The organism is Psychrobacter pacificensis (assembly GCF_900101915.1).
Classification (GTDB): domain Bacteria; phylum Pseudomonadota; class Gammaproteobacteria; order Pseudomonadales; family Moraxellaceae; genus Psychrobacter; species Psychrobacter pacificensis.
In genome coordinates this window covers 1-17,755 of record NZ_FNAL01000033.1, presented here as the reverse complement: position 1 = coordinate 17,755, position 17,755 = coordinate 1, and the positions used below count along the sequence as shown (strand labels likewise).

General features: G+C 38.2%; 9 protein-coding genes. 3 read left to right on the top strand and 6 right to left on the bottom strand.

Going from position 1 to position 17,755, the window contains the following annotated elements:
- Nucleotides 1-253 (top strand): integrase core domain-containing protein (locus BLR43_RS12595; protein ID WP_143007448.1); only part of this gene is annotated, 253 nt, incomplete at its 5' end.
- Nucleotides 254-289: 36 nt separating this feature from the next.
- Here BLR43_RS12595 and BLR43_RS12590 read toward each other — a convergent pair.
- From BLR43_RS12590 to BLR43_RS12565, 6 genes are read right to left on the bottom strand one after another with little or no spacing between them, the layout of a single operon-like run.
- Entirely contained in the window at nt 290-2,188 is a 1,899-nt protein-coding gene (locus BLR43_RS12590; protein WP_143007447.1) for a hypothetical protein, read from the bottom strand.
- A gap of 29 nt (nt 2,189-2,217) precedes the next feature.
- Entirely contained in the window at nt 2,218-5,196 is a 2,979-nt protein-coding gene (locus BLR43_RS12585; protein WP_093071349.1) for a type I restriction endonuclease subunit R, read from the bottom strand.
- A gap of 2 nt (nt 5,197-5,198) precedes the next feature.
- Nucleotides 5,199-6,413: a restriction endonuclease subunit S gene (locus BLR43_RS12580; RefSeq protein WP_093071348.1), complete on the bottom strand. Its 1,215-nt coding sequence runs from the start codon at nt 6,411-6,413 to the stop codon at nt 5,199-5,201.
- A 2-nt stretch (nt 6,414-6,415) separates the two neighbouring features.
- Nucleotides 6,416-7,891 carry a type I restriction-modification system subunit M gene (locus tag BLR43_RS12575; RefSeq protein ID WP_093071347.1) on the bottom strand — a complete coding sequence of 492 codons (1,476 nt, stop codon included), beginning with the start codon at nt 7,889-7,891 and terminating at the stop codon, nt 6,416-6,418.
- Nucleotides 7,891-9,651 carry a DUF262 domain-containing protein gene (locus BLR43_RS12570; protein ID WP_093071346.1) on the bottom strand — a complete coding sequence of 587 codons (1,761 nt, stop codon included), beginning with the start codon at nt 9,649-9,651 and terminating at the stop codon, nt 7,891-7,893. Before BLR43_RS12570 ends, BLR43_RS12575 begins: the two co-directional genes overlap by 1 nt.
- Nucleotides 9,651-11,129 carry a type I restriction-modification system subunit M gene (locus tag BLR43_RS12565; RefSeq protein WP_093071345.1) on the bottom strand — a complete coding sequence of 493 codons (1,479 nt, stop codon included), beginning with the start codon at nt 11,127-11,129 and terminating at the stop codon, nt 9,651-9,653. The genes BLR43_RS12570 and BLR43_RS12565 overlap by 1 nt, the downstream gene beginning before the upstream one ends.
- 464 nt (nt 11,130-11,593) lie before the next feature.
- Here BLR43_RS12565 and BLR43_RS12560 point away from each other — a divergent pair, with 464 nt between their 5' ends.
- Both BLR43_RS12560 and BLR43_RS12555 read left to right on the top strand, forming a co-directional pair.
- Nucleotides 11,594-16,447: an NACHT domain-containing protein gene (locus BLR43_RS12560; RefSeq protein WP_093071344.1), complete on the top strand. Its 4,854-nt coding sequence runs from the start codon at nt 11,594-11,596 to the stop codon at nt 16,445-16,447.
- An 18-nt stretch (nt 16,448-16,465) separates the two neighbouring features.
- A complete protein-coding gene (locus tag BLR43_RS12555) occupies nt 16,466-17,359 on the top strand; it encodes a hypothetical protein (protein ID WP_093071343.1) in 894 nt (297 codons plus the stop codon).
- Nucleotides 17,360-17,755: the final 396 nt, after the last annotated feature.

Here is a 17,755-nt window from a genome sequence, read left to right as displayed (position 1 = left end):
TGCCTCGGTCGGCACGACTGGTGATTCATACGATAACGCACTGGCTGAAACGGTTAACGGGCTGTATAAATCTGAGGTAATTGACTATTTAAAGGAGAATTGGACTGGCGTTAATGATGTTGAACTGGCAACCCTTGAATGGGTGGACTGGTTTAATAAAACACGTCTGCATAGCACGATTGGTTATGTGTCACCTTTTGAGTTTGAAAAGCGGTATTACGATAATTTAACCCTGTCAGGCATCGCTGCCTGACTCAAGTAAATCACTCTCCGATATAGTCGGGGCGGTTCATTTTTTGGACGGGTCTGCGATACTTGATATTAAAGAGCTTTGATTGAGTAAAAAATAAAATATTCTCTCCCGCCTTTCAATTTGAGCGATTGTTCCATCATGGTCCTTAGGGTAAATTCTAACCAATTCTTCTGATAAATTACTTATGCTCCGCTCTAACGGTTGTTTTGTGGAGAATATATAGTCTAGATTGGGTGATTGCCCCACATATTCCGCATCTAACTTGTCTTTTTTGTCTGTGCTTCTACGAGACTTGGTGGTAGTCTCAATAACCCATTTGTCAGTAAGTTTAGATGGATCGCTAAAGTGTTGTTTAAATCTATCAAAAGGCTGTCTTAGGCTTAGTGAGTCTGATAGCTTGTTGTTAATATCATTATTTTCTTTTTTGTACTCTAACGTATAATAAAAGAGCCCATCATCTAGGATTAACCCTTTTCCCTCTTTTAGTTGATCATCTTCAATGCGATCTAGGCTAATTAGGTACTTTTCCGTTTCCGAGCGCGCTACGTCAATCGCAAAAGATAACAACAAACCCTGAAGGCATTGTAGCTCAGAGTCTGTATACTTTTGCTCTTTTTTGAACTGTATTAACTTTAGCTTCCATGAGTTTTCATCCGAAAACTCGTTCTTTTGCATAAGCTTAAATGCATTAGGTATAAAAATCAAACTCCCCTTAATTTCGATGGTTTCTGCATAATTCAGCCAGTCAGGGACACTATCATATATGGCCGTTATGTAAGAAACATACCAATCATCAAAGTTAACGTGCTTGAACTTTTTAAATCTATATAGAAAATTCTTCCCTTTTAAAATAAATCCATTGCGATACCTATCATTAAATATACGAAAGGGGTCTAACGTAATATCTTCTTTGATAATGTCGATGACATCAGAACTTGTTAGGTTCTGAGCATCATAATTTTGAACTGCATTGTCGATTAAGTAATTTTTAATAACGTTTCTAATGTCACCAAATATCTCAGAATCAAAGCCTGCTGTTGTTATATAGAATACCGGCGAGAATGAATTATCAACTTCTGACAAGTCTGTAATGGCTTGTTCTACTAATAACTTTAGCTGAGTCTTATCCACTAATTTAGTATGGCCAGTTGAATGACCCTCTAGTAGAAGTCTTACCGCCAATGCTTCGTTGCGCAGTAGTTTTTCTTGAAAACTGTCGGACTCAATTCCCAATAATTCTAATATTAAAACACCTAAGTCGCTCCAGTCTTGGTGAGTCGTGCAAATAACATCCTTGTGCTCACCCATAAATATAGGTTTATTAATCTTGTTAAAATCTAATGATTTTTCAAAACCACTCAGCACCAATCTTTCAGTGTCGTCAATTTCTTCACTTTCTTTATAAATCACGCTATTAGTATTGATGTTTCTGTGAATGATGTCTTGGCCATGCAATATCTCAATGCCTTCTATCAGCCTTAGTATATTCTTCCATAAAAGCATTCTACTGGTAGTAGACATTATCTTGTCTTTGCTTAACCAATGACTTTTGCTCTTAGAAAACAAACCTATCCTTGCAGGCTTGGCTTCTATTGCTATTAGCTTGGTATCCAGTGTTTTAGACTCTTCATCAGTGGGGTAGATTAGGCAGTAATTACCACTGTTATCGATGAAGCTATCATGGATTACTTCAAGATATTTTTCTGCATTAGTAACAGATTTTAGCTTATTTAATTGCCGAGTTTCGTTTAACCAAATCTCTTTGGCCAACTCTTCATTAAGTGAGTTTTTTGCATGCCAAAATTTCAGCTTAAACACTGTGTCATTATCTAAATACTTCCACACTTCTAGTAAATCAGTCTGTGACTCTTCTTCAATTTTAATCTTGAATTCATCATCTATTGAGTCTATAAATGCCATTGTTGTAATTTCCATATGAATGCTGTAGCTGTATACTTAATAAATTAGTAATACTCTTTAATATAAGCATAAGCCCGATCGAACAGTTCTTGGTCTTTGTGTAGCTTATACTTCAAAAGTGCCTTGCGTAAGGATTTTTGCACTTCACGCTCGCCAGCGCTGGTTGTTTGCCAGCCAGGAAAGCGAACAATTCTCACAATGGCATCGATATCAGTAACAATGCGTTCGACCACTGCTGGTGTTTGATCTGTTTTCAGCTCTAGAAACAACTCAGACAAAGCAGCTGTCGGTGATTTCTCTTGAACATCGATTTCTAGCTCTTTTTCTGCTTGTACCGTTTCTTTAGCAATCTTACAAAGCTCTTTTACAAAATCAATTGAAGCCACTAAACCTTTCTCAGCTTTATCACGTAAAGCCTCAAGGCGTTCACTTAAAGACTTAAAGGTGGGAAGATCTCCTGCTTCTTTAAAGCGGCCTATTAGAGCTTTTTCTAATTGCTTTACTTTTTTTGGACTAGGATTGTTAAAGATATCCTCGATGATATCTGCATCCATGACAAATTCATCTAAGACATGCACACTACCCACATGCACGTTGTCGTGGATTAATTTGGTAGTCTGCGCACCGAGCGTCAACCAAAGCAATTTACCAGTGCTGTCAGAAGCGGGTTTAACCGATTCATAAACCTGAGCCAGCCATTTATAGTCTTGGTTATATTCATCTAATACTGAGTCCGGTGACAACGATTCCCAAAGCTTAAATAAAAACTTAAAGTCCAATGCGAAAGCATCTTTCTTTTCATTATTGGCTATAGCGTTCTGTGCTGCTTCTAGGCCCTCAAAGCCTTCTAATGTTCTATCTACACCTTCAAAGTGGGATAGGGCATTATTGATGGCCCCCGGTAGCTGTTCGCGTAGCTCTGACAGGTCAGTAATGATTTGCTGAGCACCTAGCTCATCAAACTCTAGCGCTTTTGCGGCATCATCAAATACGCCAAAGTAATCAACAATACAGCCAAAGGTCTTGCCAGGATATAGACGGTTGGTCCGGCAAATCGCTTGTAGCAAGGTATGGTCTTTCATGGACTTATCTAAGTACATGGTCTGACAAATAGGCGCATCAAAACCTGTCAAAAGCTTTGCAGTAACGATAATAAACTTCAGCTCTGAGCTTGCATCATTAAACTCATCGACAATTTTTTCTTGTTGGCTCTTGTCTATGCCCCATTTTTTCTTAAACTCATAATCATCATTAGCGGTAGTGGAAATAACCACTTTACTGGCCGCTTCAGGGAAGTGTTCGTCCAGTGCTTCTTTATATAGAACGCAAGCATGACGATCTGGCGTTACTATCATTGCTTTAAAGCCGTGAGGCTCTACTTTTTCCATAAAGTGGATAGCAATGTCTTTAGCTATTCTAGTAATACGCTCAGGCGACTTTAAAAAGGCAGCCATTTTAGCGGACTTTTTATTTAATGCATCGGCGTCTTCATCACTCAGGGCTTGGCTTTCTTTAAAATCAGCAAAGGCTTTATCAAGCGATTCTTTATCAATATGTACATCAACCAAGCGTGGCTCAAAATGCAAGGGTAGGGTGGCTTCATCTCGAATGGAGTCATGGAAGGTATAGCGGCTCATATAGCCACCTTGGTCTTCCTCGGCACCGAATGCCCAAAAGGTATTCTTATCCGCTTTATTAACGGGCGTACCTGTTAAGCCAAAAAGAAATGCGTTAGGTAGCGCAGCACGCATCTGACGGCCTAAGTCACCTTCCTGTGTACGGTGGGCCTCATCTACCAGTACGATAATGTTATCGCGGGTATTCATATTTGGCTTGGCGTCACGGAATTTATGAATAGTAGAAACGATTATCTTACGGGTATCACGCTCAAGCATCTGCTGTAATTCTTTGATACTTTCAGTGCTTTCTACGTTAGCGATGTCGGCCGCATTAAAGATGCCGCTTATCTGTGTATCTAGGTCGGTTCTATCTACCAGCACGATAACAGTTGGGCTTTTTAATTTGGCTTCACGGCGTAGTTTTTGTGCGGCGAACACCATCAATAAGGATTTACCTGAGCCTTGAAAATGCCAGATTAGACCCTTTTTGATTTTACCTTCAATGACACGCTCAACGATTTTATTCGCGCCTTCATACTGCTGAAAGCGCGGTATGATTTTCATACGCTGTTTTTTCTTATTACTACTAAATAGCGAAAAATTACGCATGATATCGAGCAGGCGCGCAGGGTTAAGCAAATCCTTTAATTCTTTACCCACTCCACCTAGACCAAAGCTTCTAGCGATAGCATCGTCATCATTGCTTAGACGCCAAGGTGCCCAAAACTCTAGTGGACAGCGTACAGAGCCATAAAAGAACTCTTTGCCTTCGGTAGCAAATGACAGGATATTAGGCACAAATAACTGTGGCACAGCGTTTTCATAAACATTATGTATTTCATGCGCACCGTCTAGCCAGCTAATAGAGGGACGAATAGGAGTTTTGGCTTCACCAACGACGACAGGAATACCGTTAATCATCATAACGATGTCGGGGATTTTGGTTTCTCTATAATGAATACGAAACTGATTGGTAATGACGTAGTGGTTATTCTCTAGGTTTTCAAAGTCGATTAGGCGAATAGACACATGATGGTTATTCTCACCAAAGGGCATGGTCTTCTCGCCCGTTAACCACTGAAAAAACTCTTCATTAGCTTTGACTAAACCAACCTGATTCACCGAAATTAGAATAGCGCGCAGGGCATGGATAACTTCATCTGCCAATGCAGGGTTAGCTTGAATCTCAGGATTTAAGCGCAATAGCGCCGCTTTCAGTTGCGGCTCAACCAATACTTCATTAACACTGCGGCCAAGCTGTTCAGCGGATTGGAACTGCCACTGGGTATTATATTGACTGCGAGGCTCATAAACTTGGTTGCTGTCTTGAGACGAGTTTAAGTTAACGCCACTCATTTGATTTATGATGTAGTGCTCGACGCTATTTAATTCGGTGAAGCTCATGGCTAGAACACCTGGTTAATAATTTGTTTTTGTAGTGTTTGGAGGCGATTTAACCTCTCATTAACTTCAGCTATCCGGCCCGCTATACTTTCTAAATAGATGCCGATATCCTCTTGTTCTTGTCTAGATATGTCAGGAACTTTAATGCTATTAATATCACCCCCATAAACATGCATAACCGTAGCACCAGTACCTAGCTTATTTAACTGCTGTCTAACAAGTTGAGAGTTCATTAAATAACCAAGGTATACTCCGTCCATGTTTTTCGAACGAAAGATTAGAATATCACTCCCAGCATAAGCATCATGATCACCAATAAAAGCAGCAGATTTACCAATCTCAGCGATTGTTTCTCCTGACCCTGCAAAAAGTACATCGTTTTTTACTAACTTTACTGCGCTCTCAGCAGACTCTTTAGAAACTGAAGAATGAAACTCTCTAATTAGTCGGTGATGTTTGGTATAGAGCTCACCATACCGAACACAAGGAATACCATTCTTTATTACATCTGCTTTAGGAATACCTCTTCCTTTCAGTACAGTACCCAGCATTTGCAGAGGGGTAACAGGTTTTCGCTCTTTTAGGCTTTCAATTACTTTATTAATTGTACGGCCACATATTTTTTCACCGTGAATCTTAGACTCTATTTCGGACTCTAAAAAAACCTCCAGCTTGTCATTGGATTTTTTATCAGCTTTGATAGCAGAATCACCAGACCACAGTAGTTTGGCAGTAATACCTTGCAAACTTCTTGGTGGAATCAAAAACTCTTGATGCTTCAAAGTTCCCCAGTTAATAGTTGGTGACAGTGAACCCACCGAAATATCTACAGCTCTATTCATAAATAAATCAGAGTGCATAAAGAAAGGAAATAACGCTGGGTCAATGACATCTGGGTTTGCTCTTAGAACAAGCGCATGTGCTGAGCAGAACCCATCACAAGTCGCTATACCTGCTTTACGCTGATAGGCACGGCGACGACCAAAAATGATATCGTCTTTATAGAACTTCAGTTTAATACCATTTACATCATCAGGCGTACCATGGCGCTTAATATGCAGGGATTCTGAGTCAATATGCTCCAGGCCAATATACACTTCTAAATCGGTATTGTTAGGATCGACACGCTCTGAAATGTTTTGTGCAATCTCATCAAAGCGATAGGTTTTCCAGTCTGACTTATCTAAATTGTTTAGGTCAATTTTTTCGGTTGCCATGATTAACCTAGCTCCTTAAATAGTTGTTCCATACTGGCTTTTAACTGCTTGGAGGATTGAGTCCAGTTGGTTAAAGCCTCATCGAGGCTTATTCGTTCTTCACTACTATCAACATTACTAACATATAAAGCCATATTTAGGCTGGCATTATGCTTTAGGACGTCCTCAATGCTAACCACTTTACAGAAGCCTGCTTCATCTTTGTACGTGGTATAAGCGTTATAAATGCGTTCAATATGATTGTCTTCTAAAAAGGCAATATTCTTATCCTGCCGCACTTCTTTGACGGCGTTGATTATAAGTATTTTGCCTTGCTTACTTTTCTCTTTTTTAGTCTTAGTAATCAGCAGGCAAGCTTCCATCGGCGAGTTATAGAACAGGTTAGGCCCTAAACCAATGACACACTCCACCAAGTCTTCTTCAATCATTTTACGGCGCATCTGCATTTCGGCATCACGAAACAAAATACCGTGCGGCCACAATGAAATAGAACGGCCATTACCTAAATCCAGACTCTTTTGAATGTGCTGTTGGAATGCATAATCCGCACAGCCTTGCGGCGGTGTGCCCCATAGATTTCTGCCGTAAGGATCGTTTTCAAAGGATTGTCTATCCCAGGACTTAATCGAGTAGGGCGGGTTAGCCAGTATCACATTAAACTTTTTCAGTTCACCGTTTTCTATTAAGCCTGGATTGGCTAAGGTATCGCCACGCACGATCTCAAACTCTTCAATGCCATGCATAAACATATTCATGCGGGCAATGGCTGAGGTAAGTAGGTTAATCTCTTGGCCGTAAAGTTTTAGCGTGCGGTACTCTTTGCCTTCATCTTTTAAATGCAGCGCACAATTCAGCAATAGGCCGCCAGAGCCACAAGTAGGGTCATACACTGATTCACCCGGTTGTGGGTCCATTATCATGGTCATTAGCTTTACCACGGTACGGTTGGTATAGAACTCTGCCGCCGTATGACCGCTATCATCAGCGAATTCTTTGATGAGGTATTCGTAGGCGTTGCCCAGTTTGTCGTCAGGCACATTGGCTAAATTAAGCGTATGCTGCGAGTAGTGCTCAATAAGATTGGTGAGCATAGCATCGGATAGGCGCTCTTTGTTGGTCCAGCTGGCATCACCAAAAATACCCTGTAAAGTGTCTGGATTGGCTTGCTCAATGGCGCGCATAGCGCCTTGCAGTGCTTGACCGATATTAACCGTAGTTTCACGAACGTCTTGCCAGCGCGCACCTTCTGGGATCTGGAAATGGTGGTTTTCTGCAAAGGCGGCGTACTCCATATCACCGTCTGATTCAGCTAACGCTTTTTCAAACTCTTCATCGTACACATCAGAGATGCGCTTAAAGAATAGTAAAGGAAAGATATACTGTTTGTAATCGCCAGCGTCAATGGTGCCGCGTAGGGTGGTGGCTGCACCCCAGAGGTATTTTTCTAAGGCTTTTTGATCAAGTTCTGTGTTGGCCACTATACTGCCTCCTCAAATGATTCTTCAATATAAGTCACATCAAATAGCTCATATAGTTTTTTTCTTAAAAGTTGCTTTCGATTTGAAAAGAAGTCCTCAAAATCCTCTAGATCCAATGACTGCTCATCTAAGATGTAATTTCGCTTTCGGTAATAAGTTGCATCATCAGTTTTATCGTTAACCCATTTAGAGAGATCAGTAGCCTGTTTGACAGTATTTTCCCGGCCTTCGAGTAACTGCAAGTTAGGCACTTGGTCTCTCATATCTTGCCATTGTTTGATAGTTTCACCGTCTATTCCAACTGCTTTCAATAGTGAGGGCTTAAATTTGCTGTGAGGATGCATGTGATCCTGGTGAAATGATATTTGATCTAACCTTAAGTCTGGATAAAGCGTCGAGAGTAATAAGAATGAAAACGCACCCTTTTTGTACTCTAAGAAGTTTTCGATGTCCGTGGTATCAATTGTTAGCTTTTTGCCACCTGACATTTTCGTATGTTTATATACAGAAAAATCAAACTTAGCGTCTTTAAGTATGAATGTATCACCATTGTCGGCCTTTATTCTTAAGCCATCACGTAAACCGCTTAGTGCGGTATCTGCCTGACCACTATAAACCTGCTTCAAGAGACTATGTACAATCAATTTTCTTAGTTCTTGTTTAGCTGTAGGATCTACCTTTCCACCTTTGTATAAGTAATAGGCCAATGGAGTTGCAGCATAGTTGGAGGATAATCGCTTCTTATTAAAGCCAAACTCTCTTAGCATTGCTGCTGCATCTATTAGGGCCTTGCGAATATAGTCCCAATTATCTTTTATCTTATTGATGTTCGTAGAGTTAAAGGTCTGCACCTTAAAGTTCATTGGGGCATCTACAAGAAATAAGCATGTCCGCATCAAAAAATCTGTATTGAAATTGAACAGACCGTCTTCGCCATTCATATCAGATATAAGTTTCTCAATTTGGTCACGACCATCTTCCCAGTGTGCCACTAAGGTAGAGAATAGAAGATCAGATTTTGATAGTATCGTCCCGCCGCTATTAACGCGTACAAAAATATCTAAGATATCATCTAGGTCTTTATTAATGATCTTGAAGTAACTCACTAACTGATCATCATTAAACTTATTGAGTAACCGATTAATTATCTTTTTTGCTTGTCTTCTATTTTCGATTAACAGATCTGATCTACTAGGATCAATCTCTATTAGCTCATCAACAATATTGTCAGAGTCAGCATCCGAATCTTCGAGCTCACTTAAAATATTTCTAACAAGATAAAAGTAACCGCTTTTACTATTTTGAGCATCTTTGTCGGTTAAGAATTTAAACTCATAATCATCATTCAATAAGTTTATATACATTTTACGTTCGGGGTATGCGCTATTGTTCGTGCTCTTTGCATATTTCCTCTTAGTGCAATACACACCTTGAAGAGCAATATACATTGAACTAATACGCTGCTGTCCATCCAATACGCCACGAATTTCAAAAGGAAAGTCGTAGTTAACTAGTTGGTTTTTAGAGTCACGCTCATGATAATTCTTAAGAAATTCATAAAACGTATATTCATTGGCTTTCTGAGCTGTTAATTCCCAAAATAAGAAAGTTCCAATCGGGTAGTCCTGCATAATAGAATTAAACAATCTGCATATTTTTTCTTCGCCCCAAACAAACTTTCTTTGTATGGCAGGCAAGTAGTATTTGTTAGAGTTAATATCTTTAATCAGCTGCCTGATAGATAGGCTTGAATATGCCATTATAAGAATCCTTTTAGTATAGTTTTAAACTTATCTTCTGCTTCTAGGCTGGCTTGCCAAGCTTCTTTTAGGTCAGTCATAGCTTCTTCCACACTAGGCAAGTTGTCTTCAATGATTTTTTCTACGTAGAGTGGAATATTGAGATTAAAATCGTTTTCCTTTAAGTCTGCAAAACTGGCGACCTTAGCGTAGTTCTCAACATCTTGGAAATCGCTATACCATTGGTATATTTGCTGAACATGCTCTGGCTCTAGGTGATTTTGAGCGCGTCCCACACGTATTTGTTCAGTAGCGTCGATAAAGAGCACCTTGCCTTTTTTATCGGCATCTTTGTTTTGTTTGAAGACCATGACACAAGCGGCTAACTGGGTTCCATAGAATACATTAGGACCTAAGCCGATGACGGCTTCTAAAATATCTTGATCTAATAGTGCTTTACGGATTTTACCTTCAGCACCTTTACGAAATAGGGCACCATGAGGCAATACCACGGTCATACGGCCTGTACTATTCATGGATTTAACCATGTGTTGTACCCAAGCCATGTCGCCATTACCTTTAGGTGGCACGCCAGCAATATTGCGCCCATAGGGATCATCAGCCCAATTATCCGCGCCCCAATCTTTTAAGGAGAATGGCGGGTTGGCTATGACACAATCAAAGGTTTTTAAACCATCGGCCTGAAAAAAGGCGGGCTCGCGTAAGGTGTCACCACGTAGAATTTCAAAATCTTCTATACCGTGTAAAAACATATTCATACGCGCAATAGCACTAGAGGTTAGATTTCTTTCTTGGCCATAGAGCTTGAGCGTACGGAAGTCTTCATTGTTATGTTTCAGGTTATCGACACACTCGAGCAGCATACCTCCGGTCCCACAAGCCGGATCATAGACAGACTCACCTTCGTGCGGATCAAGAATGAGACCTAGCAAATGCACGACCGATCTCGGGGTATAAAACTCACCTGCTTTTTTATTGGTCAAGTCGGCAAAGTGTTTGATCAGGTATTCATAGGCATTACCTAGCATATCTGGGTTGGCATTTTCATGACCCAGACGGTACTGTGAGAAATGCTCAATGAGATCGATCAATAGCTTGTCTGGTAGCTTATTTTTGTTACTCCATTGAGCATCACCAAAGATACCGTACAAAAAGTCCTGATTGGCTTGCTCAATACCACGTAGCGCCTGCTCGATGGCTTGACCTACGTTGGTGGTGGTTTCGCGCACATCGTTCCAGTGGCAGCCTTGTGGGATTTCAAAGCGATGCATTTCTGGCATAGAGGCATATTCGATATCACCGTCAGACTCTTCTAATGCCTGCTGGTACTCTTCATCATAGACATCGGAGATACGTTTGAAAAATAAGAGGGGAAAAATATAGACTTTGAAATCTGAAGCATCGACGGGACCTTTTAAGATCCAAGCCGCTTTTGACAGGTATTGCTCTAATTGGGACAGTGATAAAACTTCACTCATTAATAGATTCTCTAAATAAAACAAGTATGAATAAAATATAGCGGGATAAAAAATGGCAGACTCAAATCAAATTTTTACTGTAAAACACTAAACTATTCTTATAAGGGGTTACTCTACAACTATTAGCCTTAAATATCTGTATCTAGCGATGTTGCTTACCTCTAAATGATGTCCTTGAGTGTAAACTCTATTGTAACTTGAACAGGTCAAGGAGCAAAATAGACTAATGTTTAACTGCAATCAAGCTTACTTCAAAAAAGCTATTTCTAGTTTGATTAAGTTTATAACTATATCTAAGAGTTAAATCCTTATCTACAGCAGATCTTATTTTTTAAGACCAGGTCTGTCTTTATTTTTCAAAGTTTTTTTACATATTTGTCGTTACTAGGAACTAACGCATAATTATAGTAGATTAGCTGTTAATCATACTGAAACCCTAGAAAACACTTAGATGGAACTAAAGCATGACACTCAACCCTTCATATCTTTATACCCCCTCAAGCTCCAGAGTCAATCCACCTATAAAAAATAAAATAGATGTTTTGCCAATTGATCAGCTGAAGTGGGAAGATTTTGAGAGATTATGCCTAAGGTTAGCTCAAGCAGATCACGGAAAAAGCAACTGTGAAGTATATGGTATTAAAGGCCAGAAGCAACATGGAATTGATATTTTTGGTTATAAAGGTGCTAAATATGCATCATATCAATGTAAACGATACCAAACTATTGCTGAGATTGACCTTGAGGAAGCAGTAAAGATTTTTCAAGAAGGGAAGTGGTTTTCTAAAAGTAATGAGTTTATCTTCTGTACAAGTTGTACACTTGAGAAGACTCAAGTACAAGACAAATTCCTAAAATTGAAGAACGATCTTAGTGCGCATGGTATTGCTTTTATCAAATGGGATAAGATACAGATATCCTCTATTTTGAAAGAGCATCCGCAAATTGTGTATGATTTCTTCGGAAGGGAATGGGTTAAAGCGTTCAATGGAGAAGACTTCCTAAATAATATCAGTAAGGAGAGGAGGTTAGACGCAGTCCAAATCGCCAACTATAGAAAGCAGCTCTTTAACGTATACGCTACTATTTTTCAAAAGTATGACCCGAGTATACCTGCAAGTAAGTTTGGCAATCATACTATAAGCATTCAAGACAGGTTTATTGTGCCTGATTTTATTGAAAAACGAACCACTCACCAATATCACCGAATTAAAGATGCCGAAAAACCAAAGCATGAGGCTAGTGAGTTCCGCGATAAAGATAGCCAACAAGTAGAACCAAAAGGCTTATCATTTGTAGAGTATGAAAGTGAAGTTAGGTTAAACCTAGATAATAATTTGGCGACATCTGATAGGTTAATGATATTAGGTGAACCAGGTTCGGGGAAAAGCACTTTATTACGCTATTTAGTTTTAGACTTACTGACTGAAGAGCCAAAGCTATTGAATACTGCCAAGCAGTGGGGTGGCTTACTACCTGTTTGGCTACCTTTTGCTTTTATTACTAAAAAATTGAATGAGAACGAAGATTTAAACCTAGCTGAGTTACTAAGGTTATGGCTTAAAAGCATTGGGCAAGAAGCACTTTTCGAGCTAATGAATGACGCATTAAATGATGAAAGGCTTCTACTAGTCGTAGATGGTGTTGATGAATGGACAAACGCAAAAGTAGCAAAACTAGCAATTTCTAAAATTGAAATACAATCTGCTATTCAAAATACAACTATAGTCTATTCAAGTAGACCCTATGGATATCGAATACAAAAGGACTCCTTCCAAGGAATCAAGGTTCAAACCATAGCAGAGTTCTCAATTGCTCAACAGAAGCAGTTTATAAACTATTGGTATCAAAAATGGATAGAGGATCAAGGAAGGAATGATATAAACCTCGTTGAAACTGAAACTAATCAGTTTTTATTAGAATTACAGCAATCTAAGGATTTGTTGCAATTATCAAGTAACCCATTGTTGCTTAGCATCTTAGTTTCTCACAGATTTGGCAGAATTACTTTACCAAAAAATAAAATAGAACTCCTAAGTAAAATTACCGAATACTTAATCACAGATCACCCTGAAAGAAGACGGACATCGGCTAATATCTATGATGAGAGTGAATACGACTTCGATATAATCGAGATCTATACAGTTTTGGCAAAGCATGTTCATCAAGACTACCATGATGGCATCATCTTAAAAGAGGATGCTTGTGACATTATTAAAGATTTTTTGCAAAAGGATATGGGCTATGAGAAGGCTAAAGCCAGAAAGGCTAGTCAAGATATTTTAAATATTGGTGCTAATCATATCGGTATTCTCGTTGAAAAATCTCCTGATGAGGTTGCATTTATACATCGTCAATTTCAAGAGTTTATGACAGCTAAATTTTTAATAGACTCTTATCCACCTCTTATTGAAGAAATGCTTGAAAAATACGCTGATGACCCACAATGGAATCAAGTAATTCTCTTCTTTTTTGGGTTGATAAAAATGCGTAAAAGCCAAGATTTTGAAGATTACCTCTCTATTGTAGAGCAAAAGAGTAAAGGTCTTGGTGGTTATACCAAATTATTCACCTATTCATTAGGGCTAACGCTAAATAATGCACCTATAGCAATTACAGATCGTTATTTAAAAGAATTAATTGAGGAGTTTGAGTACGAAACGCATCCTAGTAAAAAAGAAGCTTTATGGAACGTACTGCTAAGTGCGCTTTATAACCCTAGAGTTAATGAAAAAGTTCTGGCGTATTTATTCAAGTATTTCCCAAATAAATATAACTTTAGCGATCAGCGTCTGCAAGCACTAGAATATTTATCCGCTGATGAACTCACCCATAGTATAAGGCAGTTCATTGTTAAGTCTATTATTAATGGTAATCGTCAGCAGAAAATTGAAGCATCCAATCAAGCTAAAAAAAGCATCAATGATACATGGATATTTAATAAGGTTATTGAGCTCTTAAAAAGTTGTTATAATCCTGAGATTATCGGCTATCTCATAAACAGCCTCATTTCTGACGATGTGAATGAAACTATTAAAGAAGATATAGTTAAGAGGTATGACCGTTCAGAACATCCTGAAATAGTATTATTTATTATCAAATTAAAAGTACACATGCGTATCCATACGACAGATGATCTAGATGAACTCATAACTAAACAAAAAGATATTAGTTATACGCTTGATTATGAGGTAGAGCAGACTCTGATAGCAGGGTGGAGTAGTTGCGAAAAGCTTTATCAGCATTCAATAGAATCACTTGAGAAAAGTGTACCTGATACAATCATAAAACATGAGCTTGCATGGTCTATCTTATTTAATTGTTTTAATAAAAAGGAGGAAGTTGTTGATAGGATTATTTATCAACTAGAAAATGAAGAATATCCTTTCTCAATCATTCATTCTAGCAACCAGTGGAAAATTATCGCAGAAAATTTTAAAGATAATATAAGACTCATTCCTGTTATTGAGAATTGGTTGCAGAAAATAGATAGACATGATGTTGTGGAAACAACATATGCCTGTTTAGTAGGAAGAACAGAAGCAAATAAGCAATATCTACTTAAGCAATTAGCTGATTCAAGCTTCTCACATTGGCAACTTATGGCATTGACATCTGGTTGGTCAGATGATGAGAACGTGAAAGATGAGCTTAAGGCGTATTTTCGAAGTGATAGCAAACGTAGAGATTATTCTGCTAGCTATGTTAGCCAAGTATTTTTGAATGATAAAGAGGAGGGAGTCAGTATATTGGAGGATATTCTATTTGATAGAAGATTACGCCAACGTAGTAGAGCATTACCCGCACTTATCGAGCTAGACAAAGATTATTTCGAGCAAAATATTCTTGATAGATTTATAGAGAGTGAGTTGCCCTTGCTAGATAAACAATGGGGAAACTATTATGAAGCCTTACAGGTTTTAATAGGTAGTTTTCATGAGCATGAACAGCTTAAGCTATTGGCAAAGAATAATTTATTTAAAATTCCTGCTGTTGTTATTCATTATTATCCAGACTTGATTCAAGAGTTTGAAAAGGTAATGTCTACTTCTCTCCCTATAGCAGACAATCTTAGGTTGAAGCTCATAGAAGAGTTGAATCATAGATACTTCTTGAATAACACACAAGTGATCGAACAATTAAGTCTTTTTATGGATGAGCAGAACCTACAAATCAGGATGGCATCAGCCTTTGCTAATTTCGACCATTTAAAAGAAACCGCTCCTAGTGTTATTCTAGAAAGGTGTAATAGTCTGATTTTTTATTCAGGGGAAAATCATGAAGTACAAAGGCAGATTGCTTTTGGCGGTTATTTAAAACTAGGTAAGTTAGAGGAGTATTTCACACTAGAAGACCCTAGTTCGTATTATGCTGATAAGGCTATAGAGGATAGGCTAGCAAGTCCTAAAATTCAGTTATTTGATCACTATAGATATAGTAGTATTATCGTTAAATTTTTAATTGAGAATTTTGACTATATTATCAACGTCTTAAATAACGATTTGAACAGAATCTCAATGTTCAGAAGAAAAGACGAAAGTGACCAGAATTTATGGGGGTTTATAGCAAAGCATTCAGATAAAGACTCACCTAGCACACCTCATATTATTGACTATATAAATAAGGCAGAAGATATCAATAATATCAATCTGATTGATTTTTCAATTAGAACGTCATCCAACTCTAGTGAGTTAAAAAAAATACTTATCAAAAATATTGATAATAAAGATGAAGTAACTGCTCTCAAATGCGGAAAACTGCTTGGAGAATTATTTAGCGATGATGAAGAGGTGCATAACTTAGTAAGTGAGGTAGAAAGCGTTCGTAAGAACCCGGGTAGGGTAATGGCATTATGTCATGGTTGGCCTAGCCATCAATTACTAAAAGATCTTGTCAATGATTTATATAAAAATCAGACACGAGTAACCGCTGATTTGGCATATACCATTAGATTCATGTTTGGAGATACTAATAATATCCTAAGATTTTTAGAGGGCTTATTTGATAATTATAACGAAGCTCTTTATAGCCATAAGTTCTTTTATCCACTTCTTTTACAAAGAGCTAGAGATGATAAGGAATTGAGATCGACAATCAAAAACCTATTGTTATCCACCAACTCCATATCTGAAAAGGTCTCATTATATGCGCTGCTTGAAAAAGTGGATGGTATTGATCAAGATATTATCACATGGAAACAACAGGAGTTACTTTCTCAGGAGGTGTATCGCTTTGGGTATAACATTACTAGTAATAAACTCACATCACTGATCGAAGTGCTGGATGAGACGAGTAGTGATTTGACAGTATATAATTAAATATCAAAGGTAAGTCTTATGAAGCATGATACTGAAAAATATAGAAACGTTTTTGAAAAGATGTCTTCTGAGAAAATAGAAGAGATAAATCGTTTGAATGATGAAGAACATCAAAGGCAAGCGCAGGCTTTTAAGGTTGGTTATAAAAAGGATATTTGCTATCTATGTAATAAGCCCTTCAAAACTATCAGCAAAGATGATCCATGTCTACATTGGTTACTACGACAATGCAAGTTTAAGAAAAAAGACTTCCCAAAAATCTACGAAAAATACGGCTATGGGAGTATCGCTGCATTTATTAGATGGTGCGCAAATCAAGAGCGTTTAATTTCGAATATTAATGATCTTGAAGAAGAAAGGTCAGATAGGAAGATTCTGTCATATACAGTTAAGTGGAAAAACATTGAATGGACGTTTGACTGTTCTAAGAATGATTTTGAAGGACACATAGGAACCTCAATTGACTACCCTCATTATCATTTTCAAATGAGAATTGATGGTAGGCAATTCATCAACTTCAACGAATTTCATGTCCCATTCACTGATCAAGATCTATTCGTATTAAAAAATACTATGGAACAAAGCGACTGGTTTAAACATGATTTTGGGGCCATTGGCTCAGGCATGCAAGATGCTGTAAGTGTCGATTTTGACGATATACTTGAGCATACGTGTCGTTCAGATAATGAAGAGGAAGCTACTTATCATTTTTCGACGATGATAGATGCAAGAGATAACCCAATTTCTGGTGAAGAGATATATCAAATACAGCTGGAAGCTGAGCGAACAGGTAAATCTTTTGCTTTTTTAGCACAAAAAAAATTAAAGGATCGTGTAAAACTAAATACTATTATTAGTCCTGCCGACTCAATTCCCAATATTGCCTGTAGAACAGAGCATAAGCGAAGATGAAAAAATCTAGAAAGCCCATGTGTTCGGAGTTATTTGAGGGATGTTTACATAGACTCATGATGAAAAACTAGTCACCGTAAAATATCGGTGTGTTAATTTAGAAGTACGGCTAAATAACTTTAGTTTACTAAGGATTTAAATGGAAATTAAGCATTAAGCAAATTAGCGAACCCTATGCGACTCTATGGAGAGGCTCATATGAGGTTCCACAAATTAAAATTAGTTGATGGTGAGGAAGCTATCAACAATTTGGATTGCGCTTTCGAGGCAAAGCTAGAAGCATTTCATAGTTTATACGATGTGAACCGCCCCGACTATATCGGAGAGTGATTTACTTGAGTCAGGCAGCGATGCCTGACAGGGTTAAATTATCGTAATACCGCTTTTCAAACTCAA

Bases quoted from the DNA above. Each gene is read 5' to 3' on its own strand.
- BLR43_RS12585 (WP_093071349.1), bottom strand. From the start codon at position 5,196: ATGAGCTTCACCGAATTAAATAGCGTCGAGCACTACATCATAAATCAA.
- BLR43_RS12555 (WP_093071343.1), top strand. From the start codon at position 16,466: ATGAAGCATGATACTGAAAAATATAGAAACGTTTTTGAAAAGATGTCT.
- BLR43_RS12565 (WP_093071345.1), bottom strand. From the start codon at position 11,129: ATGAGTGAAGTTTTATCACTGTCCCAATTAGAGCAATACCTGTCAAAA.
- BLR43_RS12560 (WP_093071344.1), top strand. From the start codon at position 11,594: ATGACACTCAACCCTTCATATCTTTATACCCCCTCAAGCTCCAGAGTC.
- BLR43_RS12590 (WP_143007447.1), bottom strand. From the start codon at position 2,188: ATGGAAATTACAACAATGGCATTTATAGACTCAATAGATGATGAATTC.
- BLR43_RS12580 (WP_093071348.1), bottom strand. From the start codon at position 6,413: ATGGCAACCGAAAAAATTGACCTAAACAATTTAGATAAGTCAGACTGG.
- BLR43_RS12570 (WP_093071346.1), bottom strand. From the start codon at position 9,651: ATGGCATATTCAAGCCTATCTATCAGGCAGCTGATTAAAGATATTAAC.